This window comes from Streptomyces sp. NPDC045022, assembly GCF_056432605.1.
Genome location: NZ_JBWKIR010000013.1, coordinates 160,325 through 181,248, shown reverse-complemented (window position 1 = coordinate 181,248; position 20,924 = coordinate 160,325). Strand labels below are relative to the sequence as shown.

General features: G+C 73.1%; 20 protein-coding genes. 10 read left to right on the top strand and 10 right to left on the bottom strand.

Features of this window, described 5'->3' with window-relative positions; genetic code table 11:
* Window positions 1-9 precede the first annotated feature (9 nt).
* Together AC07C1_RS24005 and AC07C1_RS24000 are read right to left on the bottom strand one after the other, a co-directional pair.
* Window positions 10-1,035 carry a DNA topoisomerase IB gene (locus AC07C1_RS24005; protein ID WP_478942006.1) on the bottom strand — a complete coding sequence of 342 codons (1,026 nt, stop codon included), beginning with the start codon at window positions 1,033-1,035 and terminating at the stop codon, window positions 10-12.
* A gap of 4 nt (window positions 1,036-1,039) precedes the next feature.
* On the bottom strand, window positions 1,040-1,843 hold the full coding sequence (locus AC07C1_RS24000; protein WP_478942005.1) for an SDR family oxidoreductase: 804 nt from the start codon (window positions 1,841-1,843) through the stop codon (window positions 1,040-1,042).
* 175 nt (window positions 1,844-2,018) lie between these two features.
* Between AC07C1_RS24000 and AC07C1_RS23995 the strand changes: the two genes are divergently transcribed.
* Both AC07C1_RS23995 and AC07C1_RS23990 read left to right on the top strand, forming a co-directional pair.
* Window positions 2,019-3,086, top strand: coding sequence for a PHP domain-containing protein (locus AC07C1_RS23995; protein WP_478942003.1), 1,068 nt, complete (start codon window positions 2,019-2,021; stop codon window positions 3,084-3,086).
* A gap of 16 nt (window positions 3,087-3,102) precedes the next feature.
* Complete coding sequence (locus tag AC07C1_RS23990) at window positions 3,103-3,759, top strand: HAD family hydrolase (RefSeq protein ID WP_478942001.1); 657 nt, start codon at window positions 3,103-3,105, stop codon at window positions 3,757-3,759.
* 288 nt (window positions 3,760-4,047) lie between these two features.
* Here the strand turns inward: AC07C1_RS23990 and AC07C1_RS23985 are convergent, their stop codons facing one another.
* Window positions 4,048-4,923: an alpha/beta fold hydrolase gene (locus AC07C1_RS23985; RefSeq protein ID WP_478942000.1), complete on the bottom strand. Its 876-nt coding sequence runs from the start codon at window positions 4,921-4,923 to the stop codon at window positions 4,048-4,050.
* Between the two features lie 191 nt (window positions 4,924-5,114).
* Here AC07C1_RS23985 and AC07C1_RS23980 point away from each other — a divergent pair, with 191 nt between their 5' ends.
* Together AC07C1_RS23980 and AC07C1_RS23975 are read left to right on the top strand one after the other, a co-directional pair.
* Complete coding sequence (locus tag AC07C1_RS23980) at window positions 5,115-6,146, top strand: SDR family oxidoreductase (RefSeq protein WP_478941998.1); 1,032 nt, start codon at window positions 5,115-5,117, stop codon at window positions 6,144-6,146.
* Window positions 6,147-6,185: 39 nt separating this feature from the next.
* Window positions 6,186-6,440: a hypothetical protein gene (locus AC07C1_RS23975; RefSeq protein WP_478941996.1), complete on the top strand. Its 255-nt coding sequence runs from the start codon at window positions 6,186-6,188 to the stop codon at window positions 6,438-6,440.
* 455 nt (window positions 6,441-6,895) lie between these two features.
* Here AC07C1_RS23975 and AC07C1_RS23970 read toward each other — a convergent pair whose 3' ends face one another.
* Window positions 6,896-8,185 carry an ROK family protein gene (locus AC07C1_RS23970; RefSeq protein ID WP_478941995.1) on the bottom strand — a complete coding sequence of 430 codons (1,290 nt, stop codon included), beginning with the start codon at window positions 8,183-8,185 and terminating at the stop codon, window positions 6,896-6,898.
* A gap of 386 nt (window positions 8,186-8,571) precedes the next feature.
* On the opposite strand from AC07C1_RS23970, the gene AC07C1_RS23965 reads away from it, so the two are divergent.
* The 4 genes from AC07C1_RS23965 to AC07C1_RS23950 all read left to right on the top strand — a co-directional run bounded on the left by AC07C1_RS23965 (window position 8,572) and on the right by AC07C1_RS23950 (window position 12,973).
* Complete coding sequence (locus tag AC07C1_RS23965) at window positions 8,572-9,066, top strand: FBP domain-containing protein (RefSeq protein ID WP_478941993.1); 495 nt, start codon at window positions 8,572-8,574, stop codon at window positions 9,064-9,066.
* A 168-nt stretch (window positions 9,067-9,234) separates the two neighbouring features.
* Window positions 9,235-10,488 (top strand): FUSC family protein, encoded by a 1,254-nt coding sequence (locus tag AC07C1_RS23960; RefSeq protein WP_478941991.1) that lies wholly within the window; start codon window positions 9,235-9,237, stop codon window positions 10,486-10,488.
* A 45-nt stretch (window positions 10,489-10,533) separates the two neighbouring features.
* A complete protein-coding gene (locus AC07C1_RS23955) occupies window positions 10,534-11,622 on the top strand; it encodes a hypothetical protein (RefSeq protein WP_478941990.1) in 1,089 nt (362 codons plus the stop codon).
* 211 nt (window positions 11,623-11,833) lie between these two features.
* Window positions 11,834-12,973 (top strand): lactonase family protein, encoded by a 1,140-nt coding sequence (locus AC07C1_RS23950; RefSeq protein WP_478942099.1) that lies wholly within the window; start codon window positions 11,834-11,836, stop codon window positions 12,971-12,973.
* Here the strand turns inward: AC07C1_RS23950 and AC07C1_RS23945 are convergent.
* Together AC07C1_RS23945 and AC07C1_RS23940 are read right to left on the bottom strand one after the other, a co-directional pair.
* Window positions 12,941-13,666, bottom strand: a complete 726-nt coding sequence (locus AC07C1_RS23945; protein ID WP_478941988.1) for a DUF2470 domain-containing protein — start codon at window positions 13,664-13,666, stop codon at window positions 12,941-12,943. The two genes, AC07C1_RS23950 and AC07C1_RS23945, sit on opposite strands and share 33 nt — an antisense overlap.
* Window positions 13,667-13,765: 99 nt before the next feature.
* Window positions 13,766-14,371 (bottom strand): TetR/AcrR family transcriptional regulator, encoded by a 606-nt coding sequence (locus AC07C1_RS23940; RefSeq protein ID WP_478941986.1) that lies wholly within the window; start codon window positions 14,369-14,371, stop codon window positions 13,766-13,768.
* Window positions 14,372-14,491: 120 nt separating this feature from the next.
* Between AC07C1_RS23940 and AC07C1_RS23935 the strand changes: the two genes are divergently transcribed.
* Entirely contained in the window at window positions 14,492-16,021 is a 1,530-nt protein-coding gene (locus AC07C1_RS23935; RefSeq protein ID WP_478941985.1) for a cytochrome P450, read from the top strand.
* Here the strand turns inward: AC07C1_RS23935 and AC07C1_RS23930 are convergent.
* Window positions 15,983-16,828 carry a pentapeptide repeat-containing protein gene (locus tag AC07C1_RS23930; RefSeq protein WP_478941983.1) on the bottom strand — a complete coding sequence of 282 codons (846 nt, stop codon included), beginning with the start codon at window positions 16,826-16,828 and terminating at the stop codon, window positions 15,983-15,985. The two genes, AC07C1_RS23935 and AC07C1_RS23930, sit on opposite strands and share 39 nt — an antisense overlap.
* A gap of 10 nt (window positions 16,829-16,838) precedes the next feature.
* A complete protein-coding gene (locus AC07C1_RS23925) occupies window positions 16,839-17,276 on the bottom strand; it encodes a MerR family transcriptional regulator (RefSeq protein ID WP_478941982.1) in 438 nt (145 codons plus the stop codon).
* Window positions 17,277-17,374: 98 nt separating this feature from the next.
* On the opposite strand from AC07C1_RS23925, the gene AC07C1_RS23920 reads away from it, so the two are divergent.
* On the top strand, window positions 17,375-18,163 hold the full coding sequence (locus AC07C1_RS23920) for an amidohydrolase family protein (protein ID WP_478941980.1): 789 nt from the start codon (window positions 17,375-17,377) through the stop codon (window positions 18,161-18,163).
* A 197-nt stretch (window positions 18,164-18,360) separates the two neighbouring features.
* Here the strand turns inward: AC07C1_RS23920 and AC07C1_RS23915 are convergent, their stop codons facing one another.
* Both AC07C1_RS23915 and AC07C1_RS23910 read right to left on the bottom strand, forming a co-directional pair.
* The gene (locus AC07C1_RS23915; protein ID WP_478941978.1) at window positions 18,361-19,662 is read right to left on the bottom strand and encodes an alpha/beta fold hydrolase; all 1,302 of its coding nucleotides are present in this window, start codon (window positions 19,660-19,662) and stop codon (window positions 18,361-18,363) included.
* Window positions 19,663-19,760: 98 nt separating this feature from the next.
* On the bottom strand, window positions 19,761-20,786 hold the full coding sequence (locus AC07C1_RS23910; protein WP_478941976.1) for a LacI family DNA-binding transcriptional regulator: 1,026 nt from the start codon (window positions 20,784-20,786) through the stop codon (window positions 19,761-19,763).
* Window positions 20,787-20,924 lie beyond the last annotated feature (138 nt).

Here is a 20,924-nt window from a genome sequence, read left to right as displayed (position 1 = left end):
CCGGACGACTCATCCGCGGGAGCCGTCCAGCAGATCCAGGACGGCGGCCTCGACCGCTCCCTGCGTGGCCGGACGCCCGAAGTCCCCGTGTTCGCCCAGCCGGGTGAGCGCGGGGGCGATCGTCACGTCCTGCTCGAACAGCTCGAAGACGGTGGGATCGATGTACGACGCCCGGCACACCGCCGGGGTGTTGCCCAGGTAGTGGCTGACCTCCCGGACGGCACGGGTGATCTGCTGGCGCCGGGCCGCCTCGGTGGCGCGGGCTGTGTCGGCGGCCACGGCGACCGCCACGGCGGCGAGAACGGTGGCATGCCAGGTACGGAAGTCCTTGGCGGTGACATCGGTGCCGGACAGCCGGCGCAGCGCCTCGTTGAGGTCGTCGCTGTGCAGGTCGTGCCAGGAGCCGTGCTGGTGGAAGGCGAGGAAGCGGTCGCCACCGCGTGGACGGCGCAGCAGGGCGCGGGCGACCGTCCGCACCTGGTCGTCGACGAGGGCGCGCACCATGTCGACGCCGCCCTTGGCCGGAAAGCTGAACGTGATCTCGTCGCGGCCGCAGGTGACGTGTTCGCGGAGCATGGTCGTCAGCCCGTAGGTCTCGCTGTTGCGGGGGTGCCGGTCGCTTCCGATGCGGAAGAAGCCGAGGTCGAGCAGGCGGACCGCGCAGGCGCTGACCCGGGGCCGGCTCAGCCCCCGCCCCGCCAGGTCGGCGGCCACCTTGGCGCGCAGCTCGGGCAGGGCCCGCGCGACCTGCCGTACGTGCTCGTGCTTGGCCTTGTCCCGCTTCGCCCGGAACTGCTCGTGGTACAGGTACTGACGGCGTCCGGCGTCGTCCGTGCCGACGGCCTGGAGATGGCCGTTGGGCCAGGGGCAGATCCAGACGTCGCGCCAGGCGGGGGGGATGGTCAGGGCGCGGACCCGGGCGAGCTGTTCGGGGTCGGTGAGGGGCTCGCCGGTGACATCGACGTAGCGGAAGCCCCGGCCGCAGCGGACGCGTGTGTAGTCCGGGCCGTCGCAGGAACTGGTACGCAGCCTCATGGGTTCAGGGACGGCGCCAGTCGTCGCTGGTCAGGTGGGAGCCGGCCTGCGGGCCCATGCGGAGCATGCCGCCGTCGACGCTCCAGGAGGCGCCGGTGACGTAGGAGGCGTCCGGGCTCGCCAGGAAGGCGATCACGGCGGCCACCTCGCGGGCGTCGCCGGGACGCCCGAGCGGGACGCCGGGGCGGGACTCGGTGTGTACGTCGGTGTCCTCCTGGCCGGTCATCGGCGTGGCGATCTCGCCCGGCGCGACGGCGTTCACGGTGATGCCGTACTCGGCCAGCTCCAGGGCCATCACCTGGGTGAGCAGGCCGAGCCCGCCCTTGGCCGCGCAGTAGGGGGCCGCGCCGACCCTGGGCTGGTGCTCGTGGACGGAGGTGACATTGACGATCCGGCCGCCGTCGCCCTGCCGGATCATGTGCCGGGCCGCCCGCTGCCCGCACAGGAACGGGCCGACGAGGTCGACGTCGAGGACCCGGCGGACGTCCGCCAGGGTCAGGTCGAGGTAGGGCGTCATGGTGCCCGTGCCGGCGTTGTTGACCAGGACGTCGATGCGGCCGAGTGCCTCGCACAGCTCGTCGACGGTGTCGGCGGCCTCGGGCAGCCGGGTGAGGTCGAGCTGGGCGACGGCGGCGCGGCGGCCTTTGTCACGGACCTCCCGCGCCGTCTCCTCGGCGCCCTTCTCGTCGGAGTGCCAGGTGATGCCGATGTCCAGGCCCGCCTCGGCCAGACGTACGGCGGTGGCGCGGCCGATGCCGCTGTCCGCGCCGGTGATCAACGCCGTTCGCTGCGCGGCTGGTGTGGACATGCCGAGCCTCCTCACGGGGGGTCAGATGGACGAGTCACGCAGTACCCGGGGTAGCGGTGGGCAAACGGGGGCCGGGTCGTCGCGGTCACCGGCCGTCCGCACTGCCGCGGGTGGTCCGGGGCCGGTCGCGCGTTCCCCGCGCCCCTCGGGGGCGCCTGATGCAACCCTGGTTCCCATGGACCCCGTCGCCGCCCTTGACCGGATCGCCTTCCTGCTGGAGCGGGCGTTGGCCCCGACCTATCGGGTACGGGCCTTCCGCACCGCCTCGCGTGCCCTGGCCGGCCTGCCCGAGGGAGAGGTCGCCGAGCGCGCGGCGGCGGGGACGCTGGAGTCGCTGAAAGGGGTGGGGCCCAAGACCGCCCAGGTGGTGCGGGAGGCGCTGGCCGGGGAGGTGCCCGGTTATCTGCGCAAGCTGGAGGAGGAGGCCGGCACGTCGGCCGGCGCGGAGAGTGCCGGGGCCGGGTTGCGGGCGCTGATCCGCGGGGACTGCCACACCCACTCGGACTGGTCCGACGGGGGCAGCCCGATCGAGGAGATGGGGCGGGCCGCGGCCGGCCTCGGGCATGAGTGGACCGTCCTCACCGACCACTCCCCCCGGCTGACCGTGGCCCGCGGTCTGTCACCCGAGCGGCTGCGCGAGCAGCTGGCGGTGGTGGCGGAACTGAACACGCGGTGGGTCCCGTTCCGGCTGCTCACCGGCATCGAGTGCGACATCCTCGAGGACGGCTCCCTGGACCAGGAGCCGGAGCTGCTGGAGCGGCTGGATGTGGTCGTGGTGTCCGTGCACTCCAAGCTGCGGATGGACGCCCGGTCCATGACCCGGCGGATGGTGGCCGCCGTCCGCGATCCGCACGCCGACATCCTCGGGCACTGCACCGGACGCCTGGTGACCGGCCGGGGGCGGCCGGAGTCGGAGTTCGACGCGGACGAGGTGTTCGCCGCGTGCGCCGAGTCCGGGACGGCCGTGGAGATCAACAGCCGGCCGGAACGGCTCGACCCTCCCCGGCGGCTGCTGCGCGAGGCCGTGGCGGCCGGCGTGCTCTTCTCGATCGACACCGACGCGCACGCGCCCGGCCAGCTGGACTGGCAGATCCTCGGCTGCGCCCGCGCGGAGGAGTGCGGGGTGCCCGCCGAACGGGTGGTGACGACGTGGTCCGCGGACGAACTGCTGGACTGGACGCGCGAAGGCCGTACGCCGGCACGCGTGGCGGACGCCGGGCGTGGTACCCGGCCCCGCGAGTGAGAGAAAGGACCCCCGGATGGATCGTGCCGCCGTCTTCGACGTCGACGGGACCCTCGTCGACACCAACCACCTGCATGTCGTGACCTGGTGGGAGGCCTTCCGGCAGGCCGGTCACGAGGTTCCCATGCACGCCGTCCACCGGGCCGTCGGCCTGGGATCCGACGATCTCGTCGCGCATCTGCTCGGCGACGACCGCGACAAGGACCAGGACGCCGGGCTGAGCGCGGCGCACAAGGCCCTCTACGGTCAGTACTTCGACCGGCTCCCGGCCCTGCCGAAGGCCGGGGAACTGCTGCGGCGGCTGCACCGGGACGGCTGGACGATCGTCCTCGCCACCTCGGCGAGCGGTGCGGAGCTGGGCGCGCTGCGCCGGGCGATCGACGCGGACGACGCCATCACGGGCACCGCGAGCGCCGACGACGTCGAGGAGGGCAAGCCCGCCCCGGAGCCCGTGGAACACGCCCTGGAGCTGGCCGGTGTCCCGGCCTCGCGGGCGGTTTTCGTCGGGGACACGGTGTGGGACATGGAGGCCGGCAGCAAGGCCGGGGTGCGCCGTGTGGGCCTGCTGTGCGGCGGGATTCCCCGGGACGACCTGGAGCAGGCCGGGGCGGAGGCGGTGTACGCCGACCCCGCCGACCTGCTCGCCCGGCTCGACGGGAGCCCGCTGGGGTGAGCGTCACCGCGGGTGAGGCAGGTCATGTACCCGGGCGGAACACCAGAGGTTGGTTGCCCGTTGAACAAGGGGTGGGTACGGATGGGACAGTGTCCCCGGGCCTCACCCTCCGCCCACAGGGACGATCGTTCGGCTGAAGCCCTGTGGAGCCTTTCGCCGAGAGGCGACCGCCATCCGTGCCCACCGCTTGGCCGCCCCGGTCGTGATTCCCCCGTCACGGCCGGGGCTCTTTTTCTGGGGCTCGCGGCCGCCCCTTCTCTTCATGGACCCTTCCCCTGCTCACCGGCCCTACCGGCTCGCGGCCGCCCCGGCCGGCGTGGTGCTCCGCGTCCGCCCCGCGTCGAGAAACTCCCGCAGGTCCGCCGTGAGCAGGTCCGCGTGCGTGGCGAACAGGCCGTGGCCGCCGTTCTCGTACACCTTCAGAGTGCTGTCCGGCAGGAGCCGTGCCAGGCGCTCACCGGTGAGGGCCAGGGGCGCGGAGGTGTCGTGGGTGCCGTGCACGACGAGCACCGGGAGATCCAGCGCCAGCAGCTCGGCGGTGAGGTCCAGGACCGCGACGACGGCCCGGATGCCGGTCGCGGCGCGGGGCGTGGCGACCAGACAGCGGTCGATCATGTAGCGGACATAGGCCGGGGAGACGTCGTTGCCGGGCTGCTGCACGGCGAAGAAGTCGTCCGCGAAGGTGGTGAACCAGGCGGCCCGGTCCCGCCGGAAGAACTCCTCGTCGACACCGACGGCCGCCGGGTCCAGGCCGTCGGGGATGTTCGGCGAGCGGACGAGACCGGGGCTGACGCCGGCGACGAGGGCGACGCGGTCCACGCGTGCGCTGCCGTGCCGCGTGAGGCAGCGGATCACCTCGGCGGTGCCGACGGAGTGTCCGATGAGGGTGACCTCGCGCAGATCGAGGTGGTCCAGCAGACCGTTCAGGTCGTCGGCGAGGGCGTCGAGATCGTAGCCGGACCAGGCGTCGTCGGAGCGCCCGTGGCCCCGCCGGTCCAGGGCGACACAGCGGTAGCCGGCCTCCGCCAGGGGCAGCATCTGGTACTCCCACATCTCGTGGCCCAGGTAGGCGCTGGCGACGAAGACGGCGACCGGCCCGGTGGCGGGGCCGTGGTCGACGTAGTGCAGGCGGGTGCCGTCGACGGGGCTCTCGAAGTGCGGCATGGGGGCCTCCTCGGTGGGTCCGGCTCAGGTCGGGCGGGACAGGATGTCCGCCGTGTTCGACGCCCTTGATGTTTCCGTGCGCCGGCCCGCGCGGTCGATTACCTCTCACGTCATGCCGCGTGTGCGGGAATGGCCCCCGGGTACCCGGCCGGTCGTCGCAGCCTCCGCCTCGAGGACGGAAGGAGCCGAAGGTGAGCAGCTCAGCGGGCAGCAGGGTGGTCGTGACCGGAGCCACCGGCAATGTCGGGACGAGCGTGGTGCGCCTGCTCTCGGAGGATCCCCGGATCAAGTCGGTGCGTGGGCTGGCCCGGCGGACACCCGAGTGGTCACCGCCGAAGACCGAGTGGTCCGCGGTCGACCTGGCCTCGGAGCAGGCGAACCTCGCGGAGCGGTTCGAGGGCGCCGACGCCGTGATCCACCTGGCCTGGGCCTTTCAGCCGACCCATGATCCGGCCACCACCTGGCGCACCAACGTACTCGGCGGAATCCGGGTGCTCGAGGCGGTCGCCGCGGCCCGGGTGCCGGTGCTGGTGCACGCCTCATCCGTGGGCGCCTACTCGCCGGGGCCGAAGGAGCGGGCGGTGGACGAGTCCTGGCCGACGCACGGCTGGCCGGACGCCGCGTACTGCCGGGAGAAGGCCTATCTGGAGCGCACGCTGGACGTGTTCGAGCGCGACCATCCCGAGGTGCGGGTGGTCCGCATGCGACCGGCCTTCCTGTTCAAATGGGAGTCGGCGAGCGAGCAGCGGCGGATCTTCGGTGGGCGCTTCCTGCCCGGACCGCTGGCCCGGCCCGAGCTGCTGCCGTTCCTCCCGGACGTCCCGGGGCTGCGGGTGCAGGCGCTGCACACGGACGACGCCGCCGAGGCGTACCGGCTCGCAGTGCACACGGACACCGCCCGGGGCGCCTTCAACCTGGCCGCGGATCCGCCGCTCGACGCGGGTGTGCTCGCCGAACTGCTCGGCGCCCGCCCGGTGCGGCTGCCGCGCGCGGCCGCCCGCTCCGCGATCGCCGCTGCCTGGGGGCTGCATCTGCTCCCGGCCTCCCCGCACCTGTTCGACGCGGTGCTGCGCCTGCCCCTGATGGACTGCGCCCGGGCGCACTCCGAGCTGGGCTGGCAGCCGAAGCGGTCGGCGACCGAGGTGCTACGGGAGTTCCTGGACGGCCTGCAGAAGGGCGGCGGGATGGACACGGAACCGATGCGGGGCCGGAAGGTCGGCTGAGCCAACACACCGCGAACCGAGGAGGCGAGGGAGAACGCCATGGCCGAACAGCCGCAGCAGGGGCAGGGGCAGGAGACCGGTGAGGACGAGCGGCCGGTGCCGAGGGACCTGCCCGATCAGCAGGCCGGGCCCGGCGAGGACCCGTGGGACGTGGTGCCCGGGCATCCGATCGACGCCGAGCCGGACGAGGACGGGGTGCCGGACACCGACGAGGCCGGCAGCGGCCCGCAGGGCGCGCCGCGCTCCGGCACGGTGCACCCGGAGCATCCGGCACCGGAGGAGCCCTCGGCCTGAGACGGCTCCACTCGAGACGGACCCCCGCCGACGCGGACAGCGACTGGACGCACAACGCCGGTCGCCGACGACGCGATGCGCTGCGGCGCTCGGCCCGGAGAACGGCTCAGCGCATTGTGACGCTCGGCGTGGATCGCGACTCGAACCACCACGACGCACGACGCGGACAACAACTCGACGCACGGTGACGCTCGACGCGGACACCGACTCGACGCACTGTGACGCTGCCGGGCTCGCGACTCGGCGCATGGGGGCGCCCAGCCTGGATCGCGACTCGGCGCACTATGACGCACGACGCGGAGACCGACTCGACGCGCTGTGACGCTCGGCGTGGATCGCGACTCGGCGCGCTGTGACGCTGAGTCCACGATCGCGACTCGGCACACGGGGGCGCCCAGCCTGTTCGCGACTCGGCGCACTGCGGCACTCTCAGCCTGGAATACGGTTCGACGCGCTCAGCGTGGGGCCCGCTCCTCGAGTGCTGCCCGCCAGGCCGGCAGGCGGTCCTCGCCGGCCGGTTCGGGCCGTCGGCCGCCGCTGGCGAAGAAGTCGGCCAGCGGCAGGATTGCGGCGCCGACGGTGACGGCGTCGGGGCCGAGCCGGCCGAGTTCGATGGTCACCTTGTCCGCGGGGTGGCGCAGGGCGTACGTCGTCGCGTGCCGGCGTACGGCGGGCAGGAAGCGGGTGCCGAGCTGGAGCCCGGCCCAGCCGCCGATGAGGATCCGCTCCGGCTGGAAGAGGTTGATCAGGTCGGACAGGCCGGCGCCCAGATATTCGGCGGTCTCCTCCAGGACGCCCAGCGCGACCGGATCGGGCGCCGTGCCCTCGGGCGGGTAGGCGGCGGCGAGCATCGCCGTGAGCGCGGTCTCCTCGTCGGTGTCCTCCGGCGGTCGTCCGCCCTCCTCGCGCCAGCGGGCGAGCAGCGACTCGGCACCCGCGTAGGCCTCCAGGCAGCCGGGCGCACCGCAGCGGCAGCGGCGCCCGCGGACCCGGACCGTCAGATGGCCCCACTCGACCGCCCGGCCGTGCTCCACCTCGGGGGTGACGAGGCAGGCGCCGACGCCGGAGCCGAAGAGCACCACGACGGCGTTGCGGGCGCCGCGTCCCGCGCCGAACCACATCTCCGCCTGCCCCAGGGTCTTGGCGCCGTTGTCGATGAAGTACGGCACCTCGTCCGGGAGTTGGGAGGTGGAGCGGAGCAGTCGCTCCAGCGGGACGGCGTCCCAGCCGATGGTCTGCCCGTGCACGACGGCGCCTCGCTCGGAGCTGTGTTCGACGATGCCGGGGACGCCGACGCCGACGCCGAGCAGCCGCTCGGGGACGGCGTGCTCGGCGGTGAGGACCTCGTCGATGCCGTCGCGGATGTGGCCGGCGATGACGTCCACGTCGTAGCTCTGCGGGGTCAACCGGCGTTCCGTGCGGGCGAGTTCGGTGAGGGCAAGGTCGAACAGCTCCACCCGGACCCGGGTCTCGCCGACGTCGACGCCTATCATCTGGCCGCTGTGCGGGGCGACGCGCAGCAGGGTGCGGGGCCGGCCGCCGTCGGAGTCGACGCTGCCGGCCTCCTCGACCAGGCCGTCGGCGATCAGGTCGGCGACCACGTTGCTGACCGAGCCGGAGCTGAGTCCTGTCGTCGGGCCCAGCTCGAAACGGCTGAGCGGGCCGTCGAAGTAGAGCCGCTGCAGCACCGCCGTGCGATTGCCCCGTCTCAGGTCGCGTACCGTGCGTCCGTTGCGCCCCGCCATGTGGCTCCCTTCACGAACCCTGCCCGACCTGCAACATACCCCTTCGGACAACTCGGGCGCGATATTCTCCCAACCCTTAGTTCATGCTATGAGCTAAGCGGGGGGACCTCGATGCAACGAGCGACCGAAGGCGACCCGGCCCTCGCCTCGGCCCGCTGTCCGGGTATCCAGTGAGGAACCGCTGGTCCAGGACCCGCCGGACCCGCTCCTCCGAGTCCCCCACTGCGCCCCCTCACCCGCGGCTCAGCCGGCCGCGTGTACATGGTTCACCGGAAATCCATTGGCCCACTCCCCTCTTGGCTACCTACGCTAGCCGTGAGCCTAGGGTCTCTAGGTTCACGGCGTTCGACAAGTTCACGGCACCGCATCCGGAAGGACTCCCCCTCATGAGATCGCTTGGCGAGCAGGACATCCGCGACTCCTTTGTCAACTGCTCCAAAGGGGAGGCCAAGCGGCTGGCGGTGCCGCGCGACCTCGGTGAACGGCCCTGGGACGACCTGGACTTCCTGGGCTGGCGAGACCCCGGGGCGCCCGACCGCAGCTATCTGGTCACCGAACGGGACGGCGGCCTCGTAGGCATCGCCCTGCGTTTCCCGCCTTCCCGGCGGGGGTTTCTGCACCGCAGCATGTGCTCGCTGTGCCTGACCACGCATCCCGGCGGCGGGGTGTCGCTGATGACCGCGCGGAAGGCGGGAGCGGCGGGCCGTGAGGGGAACTCGGTCGGCTTGTACATGTGCACCGACCTCGCGTGTTCCTTGTACGTGCGGGGCAGGAAGGTGCCGGAGTCCGGGGCCCGGTTCGAGGAGAGCCTGACGCCGGCGGAGCAGATCGCCCGTACGACGGGCAACCTGTCCGCGTTCCTCGACAAGCTGTACGTCTGAGGCGGCGCCGGGGCCCGACGGCCTGCACCAGGCACACGCCGGGGTCCGGCGAACAGTTCCGGCCACCGAGGCCGTTCTCGTCACACCCTGCCTCCGCTCACTCGCGGACAGAAACAGTCCTCGATCGGCCACGTTCGACCCAGCCCGGTAACGGGAACAGGCCAAGGGATGCATGACGTACGAAAGTGGACTACAGGACTGCTGGGCCTGGTGGAGCGACACCGGGAGCCGGTGGTCGTCCAGACGCTGCGGTCGGCAGCGGCGGCGACGGTCGCCTATGTGATCGCCCTGCGCCTCAGTCCGGAACCAGCCCCCCTGACCGCACCCCTGACCGCTCTGCTGGTCGTCCAGGTGACCTTCTACGCCACGCTCACCAACGGCATCCGCCGGGTGAACTCGGTGGTGGCCGGCGTGCTGGTCGCCATCGCCTTCAGCGTGCTGGTGGGGCTGACCTGGTGGAGCCTCGCACTGCTCATCGTGGCCGCGCTGGCCGTGGGGCACCTGGTACGGGTCGACGAGTACGTGGCCGAGGTGGCGATCAGCGCCATGCTGGTGCTCGGGGTGACCACCGTCGGGTTCACCGCGTGGGCACGGATCGTGGAGACCCTGATCGGCGCGGTCGTCGGGACGGCCTGCAACCTGCTGCTTCCGCCACCGGTGTGGGTGGACGAGGCGGGCCGGTCGATCGAGGACCTGGCACGCCGGGTACGCCAGTTGATGCTGCGGATGGGCGAGGAGGCGGCGGGCCGGATCCCCTGGCAGCAGGCGGCCGAGCGGCTCCACGAGGCACGCCGGCTGGACCACGACATCGTCCGGGTGGATGCCGCGCTGCGACAGGCCGAGGACAGCCTGCGGCTCAATCCGCGGGTGAAGGAGGGCCTGCTGCACCGGGTGGTGCTGCGCACCGGCTTGGACACCCTGGAGATCTGCACGGTGGTCCTGCGGGTGCTGGCCCGTTCGTTCACGGACCTGGCGAAGGCCCGGGGGTCCGAGGAGCTGTTGCCGCCGCGGGTCGGGGCGACCATGGAGCAGCTGCTGTCGGAGATCGGCGACGCGGTGGTCAGCTTCGCCGTCCTGGTGACCACCCATCTGAGCGAGGACGCCGAGTCGGCCGAGGCCCGGCTCACCGCCGAGCTGCACACGGCGGCCGGCACCCGCGACCGGCTGGCCGAGCTGCTGCAGGAGGAGATCCGCAAGGACTGGTCGAACTGGCAGCTCATGGGCGCGGTACTGACCGAGACGACCCGGATCATCGACGAGCTGAACACCGAGCACCGCACCGGCCGCCTGCTGGAGGAGCTGGACCGGGTCTCGCGGGAACAGCGGGCGAAACTGCCGCGGATGTCCCGGTTGCGCGAGCGCCTCGGCGTCCAGGAGGAGCTGTGGCGGAACCGCGCGGGGCTCGGCGAGCGTTCTCGGTGAGAAGGTGCCGGAACGGATCGGCACGGGATGTGAGGGGGCGGTCGCATGGCCGGCGCGGCGGTACGGATCGACGGGAACACCCTGCGGCTGCCGGGTGGGGTGGCGGTGCGGTTCGTCCGCACCCTGCGGCTGCCCGAGACGGGCACGCATCCGCTGCCGCCGGGGCTGGGCGAGTTCCCGGTCCGGCGGGTCGCCGACTACGCCGACACGGTCCCCGAGGAGTGGCGGGCGCGCGGTGGCGTGATGCTGCCGGTGTATCTCCGTGAGGCGATGTGGCTGAGTTTCACCGGTACGACGGAGCCGGCCGCGCTCCAGGTGGGGGTGGGCAAGGTGTGCGCGGTGTCCGGCAAGCCGTGGAGCGGCCGGCTCTCGCGGCGCCCGCAGAACTATGTGGTGCTGCCCCGCCAGCCCTGGCTGGACGGCATCAACTCCGGCAAGGGCACGGTCCGCCAGTTCGTCGCGGTGCCGCTCGGACTCGGCGCGACCGTGGAGGGGCAGGTCACCGGTGAGGAGGTGTGGGGCGGCGTCCAGCTGCAGTCGTTCCCGCTCAGGGAGGGCGTGCTGGCCGAGTGGCGGCGCCAGGAGCAGGAGCGGCTGGAGCGGGCCCGGCAGGCGTGGACCCAGGCGACCGGCGGGTACGGCGCGGCCCCGCAGATGATGGCCGCGCCCGGTGCGGCGATGCCGATGGCGGCCGCCGCCCCCGGCTCGGCCCCGCCGCCCCCGGCTCCGGGCGGGGCGCCCCGGCGGCCCGCCGCGGCCATGGGCCTGGGCGTCGGCGGCTCGATGCGGCAGGAGGTCTACCAGGACGACCGGCCGCTCAGGGACTGGTCCGAGGAACCCGCCGGGCGGGTCTTCGTCCACCTGGTCACGCCCCCGGAGTGGCGCCGCATCACCGGCGAGGCGCCCCCGCCGTCCCCGGTGGACCGGGCGGCCTACACGCGGGCGGGACTGCCTTGGTACGACTACTACGACGCGGACGCCGAGGACCTCGCACCCACGGACCCCCTTCAGACGGTCAAGCCGGTCGGCGACTGGCTCGGCGACGACCTGGACCCGTGGCAGGCGCCGTCGGCCGGCCAGGTGACCCCGCTGAAGGACGCGCCGGGCAAGCCGGTGGAGGACGGGGACTGGTAGGCCCCATCCGAGTTGCACGCTGCGCAACGGCCGTTGCCCGGCTTGCCCCTGGTGGCGGTCACAGGCCAAGGTGGCTGTCACGACCGGGGCAACCGACGACCTGAGGTGCGGCATGAACACGGAGGCACGGGCGGCACGCTGGAGGTCCCCCCTGCTCGAGCGGAGAGAAGAGCCGGGGGGAGGCTGGACCAGGCGCCGGTTCGTCGGGGCCGTGGCGGGCACGGCGGCCATCGTGGTGGTGCCGTCTCCGGCGGCCCCGCCGGCCGACGCCCCGCCCGCGAAAAGCGTGCCGCAGGGCGCCGCACCGCCGCGCAAGCCGTCCCGGCCGTGCCCGCTGTATGTGGGCACGTACACCTCCGTCGACGGCGGCGGCACCGGCATCGGCCTGGCCGCGTACGATCCGGCGACGGGCCGGATCACCGGTACGGGCACGCTCACCGGGGTCCCCGACCCGTCGTACCTCGCTGTGCACCCGGACGGCCGGACGCTGTACGCGGTGGACGAGCGGCAGGACGGCGGCGTGACGGCCGTACGCCTCGCGGACCGGCGGGTCCTCGGCACCCGGAGCACGGGCGGCGCGGGGCCCTGCCACCTGTCGGTGCATCCCACCGGGCGCTGGCTGCTCAGCGCCAACTACGGATCGGGCAGTGTCGCCGTGCACCCGATCGACGCCTCGGGCGCCCTGGGCGAGCGCACCGGACTGGTCACCCACTCCTCCCCGGCGCCCGGCCCCGGTCAGCAGGGCCCGCACGCCCATCAGGTCCTCACCAGCCCGGACGGCGGTCATGTCCTCGCCGTCGATCTCGGCACCGACACCGTCTACACCTACCGCCTCGACCGGGCCGAGGGCACGCTCACGGAGGTGGCGCGGGCACACGCCCGGCCCGGCGCGGGACCGCGCCATCTGACCTTCCATCCGGGCGGCCGGTACGCCTACCTGGCCAACGAGGTGGACGACACGGTCGCCGTCTGCGCCTACGATCCCGGGACCGGCCGGCTGACGATCGGGGAACCGCAGCCGACGGGTTCGGACGGCGGCACCAACTATCCGGCGCAGATCCTGGTGACGGCGAACGGCGCGTACGCCTTCCTGGCCAACCGGGGTCACAACAGCCTGGCGCGGTACGCCGTCGAGGCCGACGGGGCCCGGCTGCGGCTGCTCGGCACGGTGCCGGTGGGCGGGGACTTCCCCCGGCAGATCGCCTTCTCGCCGGACGGCCGGCTGCTGTTCACGGCGAACCAGCGCTCCGGAACGGTCGGCGTCTTCCATGTCGACACGGACAGCGGAGATCTCCGCCCGGCGGGCGAGCCGTTCCCCTCACCCGTCGCCGTCTGCGCGCTGCCGCTGTAGCGCGCGGGGGCAGGCGGCGGCACCGGCCTGTGCCAGCAGGACGTGCATGCGCTCGGTGAGCTGGGCGACGTCGTCGGCGGGCGCGTGGAAGGGCAGCCGTACGTCTCCGTGGGCGCGGGTGCGTTCGATGCGCAGGGTCAGTCCGTGCCGGTCGACGGCGAGGGGCGCCACGCGGGTCGCGGCGTGCAGGCTCTCCGGCCGCACCAGGCGGGTGAGCCGCTCGACGGCGTCCGGGTGGGCGTCGGCGAGATGGGTGAGCAGCCGGGGCTCGGCACCCGCGAGGGGGTCCGGCCGGGCGGCGGTGAACTCGCCGAGGTCGACGGCCACGGCCCCGGCGGACTGCCGCAGCACGACCCGGGTGGGCCGGAAGAGCAGGGAGCCGCCGGCCGGGGCGAACCAGCCGGCGAGATACAGCCGGGCCCGGATGCGGCCTCGCACCGGGACGGGGGCCACGTCGGCGAACTCCAGCGCGGCGGAGGGCTCCTGACGCGGCGCGCAGACGGCCGCCACGAGCAGGGCGCTGTCGTCGGGCACCGTCAGCCGCACCTCGCCGTCGTCGGTGACGGTGTGCGCGCCGACGTACTCCTCGCGCACGCCGTCCGCGGTCACCGCGCACGACCATGCGGCGGCCAGCACCGACCGCGCCCGTTCCGCCGCGCCGGGTGCGGCCGTCCAGTCCTGCGTGTCACCCATCCCGAACCCTCCTTAGGTAAGCCTTGCCTAACCTATCGGAGTTCGGGGCGTGCGCCAACCAGGCCCGCCACCCGAAGGGAGGGTCTCGACCGGCGAAGGTCAGGCGATGACACCCAGCAGCGCGCGGGCACACAGGTCGCGCACCTGGTCCCGGGTCAGCTCGCCCCCGCGCAGCCACTCCAGGCACACGGCCGTGGTGAAGGCGAGCCAGCCGCGCACGGCCAGGCGCACCTGCGGGATGCTCTCGGAGCCCGGGCCGAACTCGGGGTCGGCCGCGAGGGCGGCCAGGATCTGCCGCTCCTGGGCGGCCAGGGCCCGCCGATAGACGCGGCGTACGGCCTGGTCGCCGGCCGCGTCGGCACGATGGAAGGCGCGGAAGCCGTGGGCGTGGGCCTGGACATAGCCGAGGTAGGTGTCGAGGCCGGCGGTGAGCTGCTCACGGACCGGCACCCCGGGCACGGCCGCCGTCATGCGCAGCATCCGCTCGCTCTCGCGCTCCACGACCGCGGCGAAGAAGTCCCGCTTGGTCGGGAAGTAGTGGTACAGCAACCCGCGGGAGACCCCGGCGATCTCGGCGACCTGCTCGATCCACACCTCGTCGTAGGGGCTCTCCGAGAACAGCTTCGCGCCGACCGACAGCAGCTGCTCACGGCGCTCCCCGGTGCTGAGTCTGCGCCGGGCGCGCTCCCCCTGGTTCGCGGGCATGGCGTCACTTTACTTGACGCCGGTTCAACAAGCGGACCAGACTGAAACACGTTATTGAACCCACGTACAACACGCGCGCGCACGGGTTCAACGGTCCGCTGGATCAAGGGAGATCGCGTCATGGCGGAGACGACGGAGACCGGACTGCCGAAGGGTTTCCGGAGCGCCGAGCAGGGCTGGCCCGAGCTGCACCGCATCCCGCATCCCCCGCACCGGTTGCCGCTGCTCGGCGATGTGCTCGGGGCCGACCGGCACCGGCCGCTGCAGGACTCGATGCGCTTCGCGCGCGAGCTGGGCCCGGTCTTCCGCCGCCGGGCCTTCGGAAAGGAGTTCGTGTTCGTGTGGGGGGCGCCGCTCGTCGCCGACCTCGCGGACGAGTCCCGGTTCGCCAAGCACGTCGGCCTCGGCGTCGCCAATCTGCGGCCGGTGGCCGGGGACGGCCTGTTCACCGCCTACAACCACGAGCCGAACTGGCAGCTGGCGCACGACGTGCTGGCGCCCGGGTTCAGCCGGGAAGCCATGGAGGGCTACCACGGGATGATGCTGGCGGTCGCCGGCCGGCTGACCGACCACTGGGACCGGGAGGCCGCGGCCGGACGCACGGTGGACGTGCCCGGGGACATGACCAAGCTGACCCTCGAGACGATCGCGCGGACCGGGTTCGGGCACGACTTCGGTTCCTTCGAGCGGGACCGGCCGCACCCTTTCGTCACGGCGATGGTCGGCACGCTCACCTACGCACAGCGGCTCAACAGCGTGCCTGGGCCGCTGGCACCGCTGCTGCTGCGTGCCGCCGCCCGACGCAACGCGGCCGACATGGCCCACCTGGACCGCACGGTCGACGAGCTGGTCGCGGCCCGGCGCCGGTCGGGCGGCGGCAGCGGGGACCTGCTCGACCGCATGCTGGCGACGGCCCACCCGGTGACCGGGGAGAAGCTGTCCGCGCAGAACGTCCGCAAGCAGGTGATCACCTTCCTGGTGGCGGGCCACGAGACCACCTCGGGCGCGCTGTCCTTCGCCCTGTACTACCTCGCCCGGCACCCGGAGATCGCGGCCCGGGCCCGCGCCGAGGTGGACCGGGTCTGGGGCGACACCCCGCGTCCCGGCTACGACCGGATCGCCAAGCTGCGCTACGTCCGCCGGGTGCTCGACGAGTCGCTGCGGCTGTGGCCGACCGCGCCGGCCTTCGCCCGGGAGGCCCGGCACGACACGGTGCTGGCCGGGGACCATCCGATGCGGCGGGGTGCGTGGGCGCTGGTGCTGACCCCCATGCTGCACCGCGACCCGGCGGTGTGGGGCGAGGACGCCGAGCGGTTCGACCCGGACCGGTTCGACGCGCGGGCCGTACGGTCCCGGCCGCCGCACACCTTCAAGCCGTTCGGCACCGGGGCGCGGGCCTGCATCGGCCGCCAGTTCGCGCTGCACGAGGCGACGCTGGTCCTCGGCCTGCTGCTGCGCCGTTACGACCTGCGGATCGATCCCGCTTACCGGCTGACCGTCACCGAGCGGCTGACGCTGATGCCGGAGGGACTGCGCATGCGGCTGGAACGGCGGCCCGCACCGGCCACCGGCGAGGCCGTACCGGTCACGGTCGCGGGTGACGCCCCCGGGTCAGCCGCCCGCTGTCCAGTGCACCGGGCGGGTGACTGACTCCGGCAGCCTGGTGCCGGCGTTGCCCCGGGCCGCGTTGAGCTGCGGCTGGGTGAGGAAGAAGGCACCGGTGAGGTCCGCGTCGGTCAGGTCGGCGTCCCGCAGATCGGCGCCGATCAGGTCCGCGCCGCGCAGATCGGCGCCGGTGAGATCGGCGGCGATGAGACAGGCACCGCGCAGGCTCGCCCCCCGCAGGTCGGCGCCTTTGAGACGGGCCCCGACGAGATCCGCGCCCCGGCGGTCCTTGCCGCGGCCCTTCGAGCCCTTCCCGCCGGCGCCGGCCCGGGCCAGCTCGCTGGTGCGCAGCAGGAGCACGTTGACCTCCTGCCGGTGTGCGGCCACGTCCAGCGCGGCCAGCTCCTCGGGGGTCTGCCGGGTGAGCCGCTCGGTCTGCTCCAGCGCCCGCCGCAGATCCGGGTGGACGGGCCGGGCGGCGGGCAGGCCGAGCGCCTCGGTCAGGTACCACAGCAGCTCGTGCAGCTGCCGGACGACCGGGAACACGTCGAACATCTGCCGCGCCCGTTCCTTCGTGCCCGTCCGCCAGTCCTGCCCGCCGAAGGTGACCTGCGAGACCTTCTGGCCGGCGCCGAGGCAGTCGTAGACCGTGCAGCCGGTGAAGCCCTTCTCGCGCAGGTCGGCGTGGATGCCGCAGCGGTGGTCGCCCCGGAGGTTGGGGCACGGCTTGCCCGCGGGCTTGTTCAGCGCGAAGTCGGCGGAGCGCCCGAAGGGCAGGGCGACACAGCACAGCCCGAAGCACTGGGCGCAGTCGCCGCGCAGGTCGGAAGGGTCGGCTATCTGGTCCGGCATGGGGTCCAGCCTACTGACCTGCGGAACCACCCGGTTCACCGCGCGGCGGCAGGCGTACGCCCCGGGCGCTACGGGAGCCCGGCATCCGGTCCTCGTCCGTCGCGTTCTCCGTGGCGGCGATCGTCTGGCGCAGGAGGCGGCGCGCGGTCTCCAGTTCGGCGGCACGCTGGTCGAGGACGTTCAGCTGGGTGCGGAGACCGGTGAGCACGCCGGGACAGGGGCGCAGCATCGTCTCGCCGAAGGTGCAGGGCAGGACCTGGCGGATGATGCGGGTGGGCAGGCCGGCGGCCAGCAGAGCGCGGACGCGTCGCACCGTCTCCACCGTCTGGTCGTCGTACTCGCGATACCCGTTGGCGCGGCGCTCTGAGCGGATCAGCTCCATCCGCTCGTAGTAGCGCAGCAGGCGCTCGCTGACTCCGGTGCGACGCGACAGCTCCCCGATCAGCACCGACCGCTCCCCCCGAGTTGACCTTCCCACGGTGTCAGGGAGCAACAGTGCGGTGGTCGGCCGTATTCCGAGCCGATCGCCGAGGAAGGAACGAATCAGTGATCATCGATGCGCACAGCCACGTCCACGACCCCGTCGAGGCACATGTGGAGCTACTGGACGAGGCAGGGGTGGATCGCGCCGTGCTGTTCGCCACCCGCCCTCACCCGGAGCGGGCCGGTGACCTCACCTCGCTGCGCCGGGAGATGGCGATCCTGGGCGAGGCCATTGGGGGCCGGGCCGGCACGGCCGAGGCGTATCGGGACGCGTGGCGGGAATTGGACGCCGCACTCACCGCGCGGCCGGAGCGGTTCATCGGCTTCCTGTCCGTACCGCTTGGTCTGGAGCCGGAACAGATTGCCGCGACCGTGGAACGCGAGGTCGTCGGGCGGGGCCTGCACGGGATCGGCGAGCTGACGCCGCCGCCGGGACGGGCAGAAATGATCGAACCGGTGCTCCAGGCGGCGGCCGATCACGGCCGACTGCCCGTGGTCATGCACGGATCCGCCCCGACCACGGCGGACGATCTGAGAACGCTTTCGACGCTCGCCCGCCGGTACCGGACGGTTCCGCTGGTGGTCAGCCAGCTCGGAGGGCTGAACTGGATGGAGGCTGTCGAGCTGGTCCGGGACACCCCGAACATGTACCTGGAACTGTCCACGGCCAACATCGTCTTCGCGGTCCGGCTGGCCATCAAGGAGATCCCGGACCGCACCCTGTTCGGCTCGGACGCCCCGTACGGCGACCCGGTCCTCAGCCGTGCGCTGGTGGAGAGGATCACCAGCCCGGGCGAGGTACGCGACCGGGTGCTCGGCGGAACGATCGCGGAACTGCTCGGGCTCACCTGACGCAGGCCCAGACGTCCCCAGGTGGCGCCCGGGCCGATTGAGCACTTCAGGTGGCCCGGCGTGCATGCGTGCCAGCCGATCCGCTGCCCGACCGGGTACTCACCGCCACCGGGCATCGGCGGACGCTGTCCACGCGGTTCACACCGCGCGCCTGCCGCACTCAGGCCCCTGCCGTTGCGTCATGTTTCGCCGTGGCATCAGGCCTCGTCGCGGGTCAGGGTCAGCAGCCGGTCCAGTACGCGGGGCGCGCCGGCGCGCAGACCGTCGTGCTCGAACTCGTCGGTGACCCAGGTGCGCAGGCCGCGGATGGCGCGGGCGGTCTCCAGCGAGTGGGCGGTGTCGACGTACATGTCGTCGTGGTAGACGGCGGCGGCCACCGGGACCTCGTTGGCGGCGAGGCGGACGGGGTCGTACAGGGTGCGCCAGTCGGTGCGGGCGGCGAGCAGTTCGGCCGTCTCGCGCAGTGGGCGCAGGGCCGGGTCGGTGTCGAACATCCAGGGGTGGATCGTCTCGCCGGTGAAGAGGACCGGGGCGTCGCCCGCGAGCGCCTTCGCGGCGTCGAACTGCGGGAACTCGGCGCGGACGCGCTCGGCGGCCCAGGCGGTGGGGCGGGCGTCCTGGCCGTAGATCGCCTCGTGGACGAGCGCGTAGAGCGGGTGCCCGGCGTACGACAGCAGGGCCTGCGCCTGCTCCTGGAAGGCGTCGGAGAGGTCGAGCCCGCCGGGAGTGCGCACGAAGGCGTCCTCCAGCAGGTGGTGCAGGCGGTGGCTGCCGTCGCTCGCGCCGAGCATCAGGCCCAGGGACTGGAAGGCCTCCGCCGTGCAGCGGTAGCCGTTCGGCAGTACCACGTCGTGGGTGAGGAGGTGGTCGGTGATCCGGCGGGCCCGCTCGACGTCCTGCGGATAGCGGGCGTAGTGCGCGGTGACCTTGCGTTCGACGCGTGGGTAGGCGGCGCGGTAGACGTCGTCGGCGTGGGCGTGCAGGGAGGGCAGCCCGCCGGTGATCACGGCGGTGTCCAGTCCCTCGGGGGCGAGGGAGAGGTACGACACCGTGCAGAAACCGCCGAAGCTCTGGCCCAGTACGGTCCAGGGGGCGCCGCCGGTGACCTGTGGGCGGATGGTCTCGCAGTCGCGGACGATGGAGTCGGCGCGGAAGCGGGTGAGGTAGTCGGCCTGCTCGGCGGGGCCGCCGCGCAGCGGGAGCGTCTGCCGGGTGGCGGGCGTGGAGCTGCCGGTGCCGCGCTGGTCGAGCAGCAGGACGCGGTAGTCCTTCAGGGCCCGGTCGAGCCAGGCCTGACGTCCGACGAAACGATTCGCCCCGAAGCCGGGTCCGCCCTGCAGGTACAGCAGCCACGGCAGGTCCTGCCCCGCCCGGTCGCTCGCGACCGCCTCGCGGGCGTACAGCTCGATGGTCTCGCCGTCCGGGTCGGCGTGGTCGAGGGGCACGGTGAAGCGGCGGTCGGTGAGGACGACGCCGGGCTGGCGGTAGCTGACACTCAACAGGGCTCCCGGGACGGATGGGATGGACGCGTCCCAGTTCAGCACATGACCGTGTGCGGGCCGCCCTCCGGGATCACCGATTGTTACTGAACTTCCGGTCAGCGGGCGGCGAGGCTGGAGCGGCGCACCACCAGCTCCGGCTGGAGCACCACCCGGCGGTGCTCGTGCGTCCGCTCGCCGTCGCCCTGTTCGGTCTCCTCCAGCAGCAGCTCGGCGGCCAGGGCGCCCATGGTGACGGCGGGCTGTCGTACGGAGGTGAGCGGTACGGCGGCCGCGGCGGCGAACTCGATGTCGTCGTAGCCGACGATCGCGAGGTCGTCGGGGACGGTGACGCCGGCCGCGTACATGGCCTGCAGGACGCCGAGGGCGAGCAGGTCGTTGGCGCAGAACACGGCGGTGGGACGGTCGGCGAGGCCGAGAAGGCGGGCGCCCGCGTCCCGGCCCGCGGCCACGTCGAGGCGTTCGGTGGGCAGCTCACGCAGCGCGCCGGGACCGAGTCCGGCCTCGGCGAGGGCGTTCAGCGCGCCGGTGCGGCGGTCGCGGACCTGGTTGAGTCCGGGCGGACCGCTGACATAGGCGAGACTGCGGTGCCCGGCGTCCACCAGATGGCGGACCGCGAGGGCGCCGCCCGCCACGTCGTCCACGGAGACCGAGCACTCGCCGGCGCCTTCGGCGACCCGGTCGACCAGCACGAACGGGATGCCATGCCGGCGGAACGTCGCGATGTTGTGGCCGCTGGCGTCGGCCGGGGTGAGCAGCACACCGCGCACCCGCTGCTCGGCGAACAGGGACAGGTACTCGGCCTCCTCGGCCGCGTTCTGCGCGCTGTTGCAGACCATCACGCCGAGCCCCGCCGCCCGGGCCGCTCGCTCGGCGCCGCGCGCCACGTCCACGAAGAACGGGTTGCCCATGTCCAGGACGAGCAGGCCCATGATCCGGCTGCGTCCCGCGCGCAGCTGGCGTGCGGACTCGCTGCGGACGTAGCCGAGCCGGTCGATCGCGGAGAGCACCCGCGCGCGGGTCTCGCTCGCGACGGTGTCCGGGCGGTTGATGACGTTGGACACCGTGCCCACCGACACGCCGGCGGCGCGGGCGACGTCCTTGATACCCACCGACTGGGCCATCGGGCTTCAGACCTCCAGGGGGACGAGGGGCGGCGGGCGGCCCTTCACATTACCGGCACCGCCGCCCGGAACGGACCGGTCAGGCAGGGAGTGCGAAGACCGCGACACGGAGCGCCGAGGGCGTCGTGCCGCTCGACC

Excerpts from the sequence above, each read along its gene's own strand:
- AC07C1_RS23960 (WP_478941991.1), top strand. The coding sequence starts at position 9,235 with ATGCATGACGTACGAAAGTGGACTACAGGACTGCTGGGCCTGGTGGAG.
- AC07C1_RS24005 (WP_478942006.1), bottom strand. The coding sequence starts at position 1,035 with ATGAGGCTGCGTACCAGTTCCTGCGACGGCCCGGACTACACACGCGTC.
- AC07C1_RS23930 (WP_478941983.1), bottom strand. The coding sequence starts at position 16,828 with ATGCCGGACCAGATAGCCGACCCTTCCGACCTGCGCGGCGACTGCGCC.
- AC07C1_RS23945 (WP_478941988.1), bottom strand. The coding sequence starts at position 13,666 with ATGGGTGACACGCAGGACTGGACGGCCGCACCCGGCGCGGCGGAACGG.
- AC07C1_RS23990 (WP_478942001.1), top strand. The coding sequence starts at position 3,103 with ATGGATCGTGCCGCCGTCTTCGACGTCGACGGGACCCTCGTCGACACC.
- AC07C1_RS23970 (WP_478941995.1), bottom strand. The coding sequence starts at position 8,185 with ATGGCGGGGCGCAACGGACGCACGGTACGCGACCTGAGACGGGGCAAT.
- AC07C1_RS23965 (WP_478941993.1), top strand. The coding sequence starts at position 8,572 with ATGAGATCGCTTGGCGAGCAGGACATCCGCGACTCCTTTGTCAACTGC.
- AC07C1_RS23985 (WP_478942000.1), bottom strand. The coding sequence starts at position 4,923 with ATGCCGCACTTCGAGAGCCCCGTCGACGGCACCCGCCTGCACTACGTC.
- AC07C1_RS24000 (WP_478942005.1), bottom strand. The coding sequence starts at position 1,843 with ATGTCCACACCAGCCGCGCAGCGAACGGCGTTGATCACCGGCGCGGAC.
- AC07C1_RS23955 (WP_478941990.1), top strand. The coding sequence starts at position 10,534 with ATGGCCGGCGCGGCGGTACGGATCGACGGGAACACCCTGCGGCTGCCG.
- AC07C1_RS23910 (WP_478941976.1), bottom strand. The coding sequence starts at position 20,786 with ATGGCCCAGTCGGTGGGTATCAAGGACGTCGCCCGCGCCGCCGGCGTG.
- AC07C1_RS23940 (WP_478941986.1), bottom strand. The coding sequence starts at position 14,371 with ATGCCCGCGAACCAGGGGGAGCGCGCCCGGCGCAGACTCAGCACCGGG.
- AC07C1_RS23975 (WP_478941996.1), top strand. The coding sequence starts at position 6,186 with ATGGCCGAACAGCCGCAGCAGGGGCAGGGGCAGGAGACCGGTGAGGAC.
- AC07C1_RS23935 (WP_478941985.1), top strand. The coding sequence starts at position 14,492 with ATGGCGGAGACGACGGAGACCGGACTGCCGAAGGGTTTCCGGAGCGCC.
- AC07C1_RS23995 (WP_478942003.1), top strand. The coding sequence starts at position 2,019 with ATGGACCCCGTCGCCGCCCTTGACCGGATCGCCTTCCTGCTGGAGCGG.